The 5,372-nt window shown below is 51.7% G+C and carries 2 tRNA genes and 2 rRNA genes; all 4 read left to right on the top strand.

Annotated elements, in window-relative coordinates:
- The first annotated feature begins 320 nt into the window (after positions 1–320).
- Positions 321–1,857: ribosomal RNA gene (locus SJI00_RS22220) — 16S ribosomal RNA — on the top strand.
- Positions 1,858–1,943: 86 nt separating this feature from the next.
- Positions 1,944–2,020, top strand: a tRNA-Ile gene (locus SJI00_RS22215).
- Between the two features lie 32 nt (positions 2,021–2,052).
- Positions 2,053–2,128, top strand: a tRNA-Ala gene (locus tag SJI00_RS22210).
- 250 nt (positions 2,129–2,378) lie between these two features.
- Positions 2,379–5,270 (top strand): 23S ribosomal RNA (locus SJI00_RS22205).
- Together the 16S and 23S rRNA genes with 2 tRNA genes alongside form the textbook arrangement of a ribosomal RNA operon.
- Positions 5,271–5,372: the final 102 nt, after the last annotated feature.

Raw genomic sequence — 5,372 nt, 5'->3', positions numbered from 1 at the left:
TAACGCTGTATGATTCGCCTCCCGCTACGAGAGATCGCAGCGAGCCAAGTGGTTGAAGTTGAACGAGATTCTCGCGAAACACTTCAAAATAAACGCTTGACAGGCTCTGAGGAAAGCGTAGAATGCGCGCCTCGGTTGAGACGAAAGGCTCAACCAACCGCTCTTTAACAAATTGAATCAAGCAATTCGTGTGGGTGCTTGTGAGTACGGACTGATAGTCAGAAAGATTATCAGCATCACAAGTGACCATGCGAGAAATCACATAGTCATTTGAGATTGCTGAGCCAAGTTTAGGGTTTCTTAAAAACCCAAGCAGTATTGAACTGAAGAGTTTGATCATGGCTCAGATTGAACGCTGGCGGCAGGCCTAACACATGCAAGTCGAGCGGATGAGAAGAGCTTGCTCTTCGATTCAGCGGCGGACGGGTGAGTAATGCCTAGGAATCTGCCTGATAGTGGGGGACAACGTTTCGAAAGGAACGCTAATACCGCATACGTCCTACGGGAGAAAGCAGGGGACCTTCGGGCCTTGCGCTATCAGATGAGCCTAGGTCGGATTAGCTTGTTGGTGAGGTAATGGCTCACCAAGGCGACGATCCGTAACTGGTCTGAGAGGATGATCAGTCACACTGGAACTGAGACACGGTCCAGACTCCTACGGGAGGCAGCAGTGGGGAATATTGGACAATGGGCGAAAGCCTGATCCAGCCATGCCGCGTGTGTGAAGAAGGTCTTCGGATTGTAAAGCACTTTAAGTTGGGAGGAAGGGCAGTCAGCGAATACCTGGTTGTTTTGACGTTACCGACAGAATAAGCACCGGCTAACTCTGTGCCAGCAGCCGCGGTAATACAGAGGGTGCAAGCGTTAATCGGAATTACTGGGCGTAAAGCGCGCGTAGGTGGTTTGTTAAGTTGGATGTGAAATCCCCGGGCTCAACCTGGGAACTGCATCCAAAACTGGCAAGCTAGAGTATGGTAGAGGGTGGTGGAATTTCCTGTGTAGCGGTGAAATGCGTAGATATAGGAAGGAACACCAGTGGCGAAGGCGACCACCTGGACCAATACTGACACTGAGGTGCGAAAGCGTGGGGAGCAAACAGGATTAGATACCCTGGTAGTCCACGCCGTAAACGATGTCAACTAGCCGTTGGAATCCTTGAGATTTTAGTGGCGCAGCTAACGCATTAAGTTGACCGCCTGGGGAGTACGGCCGCAAGGTTAAAACTCAAATGAATTGACGGGGGCCCGCACAAGCGGTGGAGCATGTGGTTTAATTCGAAGCAACGCGAAGAACCTTACCAGGCCTTGACATGCAGAGAACTTTCCAGAGATGGATTGGTGCCTTCGGGAACTCTGACACAGGTGCTGCATGGCTGTCGTCAGCTCGTGTCGTGAGATGTTGGGTTAAGTCCCGTAACGAGCGCAACCCTTGCCCTTAGTTACCAGCACGTAATGGTGGGCACTCTAAGGGGACTGCCGGTGACAAACCGGAGGAAGGTGGGGATGACGTCAAGTCATCATGGCCCTTACGGCCTGGGCTACACACGTGCTACAATGGTCGGTACAGAGGGTTGCCAAGCCGCGAGGTGGAGCTAATCTCACAAAACCGATCGTAGTCCGGATCGCAGTCTGCAACTCGACTGCGTGAAGTCGGAATCGCTAGTAATCGTGAATCAGAATGTCACGGTGAATACGTTCCCGGGCCTTGTACACACCGCCCGTCACACCATGGGAGTGGGTTGCACCAGAAGTAGCTAGTCTAACCTTCGGGAGGACGGTTACCACGGTGTGATTCATGACTGGGGTGAAGTCGTAACAAGGTAGCCGTAGGGGAACCTGCGGCTGGATCACCTCCTTAATCGACGACATCAGCCTGCTGATGAGCTCCCACACGAATTGCTTGATTCTTTGTACGAAGACGATGCTGTAACGCGACCCTGTTATAGGTCTGTAGCTCAGTTGGTTAGAGCGCACCCCTGATAAGGGTGAGGTCGGCAGTTCAAATCTGCCCAGACCTACCATTTCATGGTGCAGCCTAGATGCTACGACACACGGGGCCATAGCTCAGCTGGGAGAGCGCCTGCCTTGCACGCAGGAGGTCAGCGGTTCGATCCCGCTTGGCTCCACCACTTTTCATCGTCGTTTGCTGTTCAGAATACAGAAATGAACATTTGCAGCTGAAGCTGTGAAATGTTGATTTCTGACTTTTGTCAGATCGTTCTTTAAAAATTCGGATATGTGATAGAAATAGACTGATGGCCACTTTCACTGGTGGTGATCAGGCTAAGGTAAAATTTGTGAGTTCTGCTCGAAAGAGCAACATGCGAATTTTCGGCGAATGTCGTCTTCACAGTATAACCAGATTGCTTGGGGTTATATGGTCAAGTGAAGAAGCGCATACGGTGGATGCCTTGGCAGTCAGAGGCGATGAAAGACGTGGTAGCCTGCGATAAGCTTTGGGGAGTCGGCAAACAGACTGTGATCCAGAGATCTCTGAATGGGGGAACCCAGCCAGCATAAGCTGGTTATCTTGTACTGAATACATAGGTGCAAGAGGCGAACCAGGGGAACTGAAACATCTAAGTACCCTGAGGAAAAGAAATCAACCGAGATTCCCTTAGTAGTGGCGAGCGAACGGGGACCAGCCCTTAAGTTGATTTGAGATTAGTGGAACGCTCTGGAAAGTGCGGCCATAGTGGGTGATAGCCCCGTACACGAAAATCTCTTATCAATGAAATCGAGTAGGACGGAGCACGAGAAACTTTGTCTGAATATGGGGGGACCATCCTCCAAGGCTAAATACTACTGACTGACCGATAGTGAACCAGTACCGTGAGGGAAAGGCGAAAAGAACCCCGGAGAGGGGAGTGAAATAGATCCTGAAACCGTATGCGTACAAGCAGTGGGAGCCTACTTTGTTAGGTGACTGCGTACCTTTTGTATAATGGGTCAGCGACTTATATTCAGTGGCGAGCTTAACCGAATAGGGGAGGCGTAGCGAAAGCGAGTCTTAATAGGGCGTTTAGTCGCTGGGTATAGACCCGAAACCGGGCGATCTATCCATGGGCAGGTTGAAGGTTAGGTAACACTGACTGGAGGACCGAACCGACTACCGTTGAAAAGTTAGCGGATGACCTGTGGATCGGAGTGAAAGGCTAATCAAGCTCGGAGATAGCTGGTTCTCCTCGAAAGCTATTTAGGTAGCGCCTCATGTATCACTGTAGGGGGTAGAGCACTGTTTCGGCTAGGGGGTCATCCCGACTTACCAAACCGATGCAAACTCCGAATACCTACAAGTGCCGAGCATGGGAGACACACGGCGGGTGCTAACGTCCGTCGTGAAAAGGGAAACAACCCAGACCGTCAGCTAAGGTCCCAAAATCCTGGTTAAGTGGGAAACGATGTGGGAAGGCTTAGACAGCTAGGAGGTTGGCTTAGAAGCAGCCACCCTTTAAAGAAAGCGTAATAGCTCACTAGTCGAGTCGGCCTGCGCGGAAGATGTAACGGGGCTCAAACCAGGTACCGAAGCTACGGGTATCACCTCTGGTGATGCGGTAGAGGAGCGTTCTGTAAGCCTGTGAAGGTGAGTTGAGAAGCTTGCTGGAGGTATCAGAAGTGCGAATGCTGACATGAGTAACGACAATGCGAGTGAAAAACTCGCACGCCGAAAGACCAAGGTTTCCTGCGCAACGTTAATCGACGCAGGGTTAGTCGGTCCCTAAGGCGAGGCTGAAAAGCGTAGTCGATGGAAAACAGGTTAATATTCCTGTACTTGCAGTTATTGCGATGGAGGGACGGAGAAGGCTAGGCCAGCTTGGCGTTGGTTGTCCAAGTTTAAGGTGGTAGGTTGAGATCTTAGGCAAATCCGGGATCTTAAGACCGAGAGCTGATGACGAGTTGCCATTAGGCGACGAAGTGGTTGATGCCATGCTTCCAAGAAAAGCTCCTAAGCTTCAGATAACTGGGAACCGTACCCCAAACCGACACAGGTGGTTGGGTAGAGAATACCAAGGCGCTTGAGAGAACTCGGGTGAAGGAACTAGGCAAAATGGCACCGTAACTTCGGGAGAAGGTGCGCCGGTGAGGGTGAAGGACTTGCTCCGTAAGCTCATGCCGGTCGAAGATACCAGGCCGCTGCGACTGTTTATTAAAAACACAGCACTCTGCAAACACGAAAGTGGACGTATAGGGTGTGACGCCTGCCCGGTGCCGGAAGGTTAATTGATGGGGTTAGCGCAAGCGAAGCTCTTGATCGAAGCCCCGGTAAACGGCGGCCGTAACTATAACGGTCCTAAGGTAGCGAAATTCCTTGTCGGGTAAGTTCCGACCTGCACGAATGGCGTAACGATGGCGGCGCTGTCTCCACCCGAGACTCAGTGAAATTGAAATCGCTGTGAAGATGCAGTGTATCCGCGGCTAGACGGAAAGACCCCGTGAACCTTTACTATAGCTTTGCACTGGACTTTGAATTTGCTTGTGTAGGATAGGTGGGAGGCTTTGAAGTGGGGACGCCAGTTCTCATGGAGCCAACCTTGAAATACCACCCTGGCAACTTTGAGGTTCTAACTCAGGTCCGTTATCCGGATCGAGGACAGTGTATGGTGGGTAGTTTGACTGGGGCGGTCTCCTCCCAAAGAGTAACGGAGGAGTACGAAGGTGCGCTCAGACCGGTCGGAAATCGGTCGTAGAGTATAAAGGCAAAAGCGCGCTTGACTGCGAGACCCACACGTCGAGCAGGTACGAAAGTAGGTCTTAGTGATCCGGTGGTTCTGTATGGAAGGGCCATCGCTCAACGGATAAAAGGTACTCCGGGGATAACAGGCTGATACCGCCCAAGAGTTCATATCGACGGCGGTGTTTGGCACCTCGATGTCGGCTCATCACATCCTGGGGCTGAAGCCGGTCCCAAGGGTATGGCTGTTCGCCATTTAAAGTGGTACGCGAGCTGGGTTTAGAACGTCGTGAGACAGTTCGGTCCCTATCTGCCGTGGACGTTTGAGATTTGAGAGGGGCTGCTCCTAGTACGAGAGGACCGGAGTGGACGAACCTCTGGTGTTCCGGTTGTCACGCCAGTGGCATTGCCGGGTAGCTATGTTCGGAAGAGATAACCGCTGAAAGCATCTAAGCGGGAAACTTGCCTCAAGATGAGATCTCACTGGGATCTAGAATCCCCTGAAGGGCCGTCGAAGACTACGACGTTGATAGGTTGGGTGTGTAAGCGCTGTGAGGCGTTGAGCTAACCAATACTAATTGCCCGTGAGGCTTGACCATATAACACCCAAGCAATCTGCAGAGCCAGGCTCACAGATTGTGGTGGTGAAGACGAAACGCTGAAAATTCGCACACAAACATCACATATCCGAATTGGCTGGC

The organism is Pseudomonas gebzensis (assembly GCF_034427815.1).
In the GTDB taxonomy this organism is placed as follows: Bacteria; Pseudomonadota; Gammaproteobacteria; order Pseudomonadales; family Pseudomonadaceae; genus Aquipseudomonas.
The sequence above is the reverse complement of the archived record's forward strand: the minus strand, read 5'-3'. Positions and strand labels throughout refer to the sequence as shown.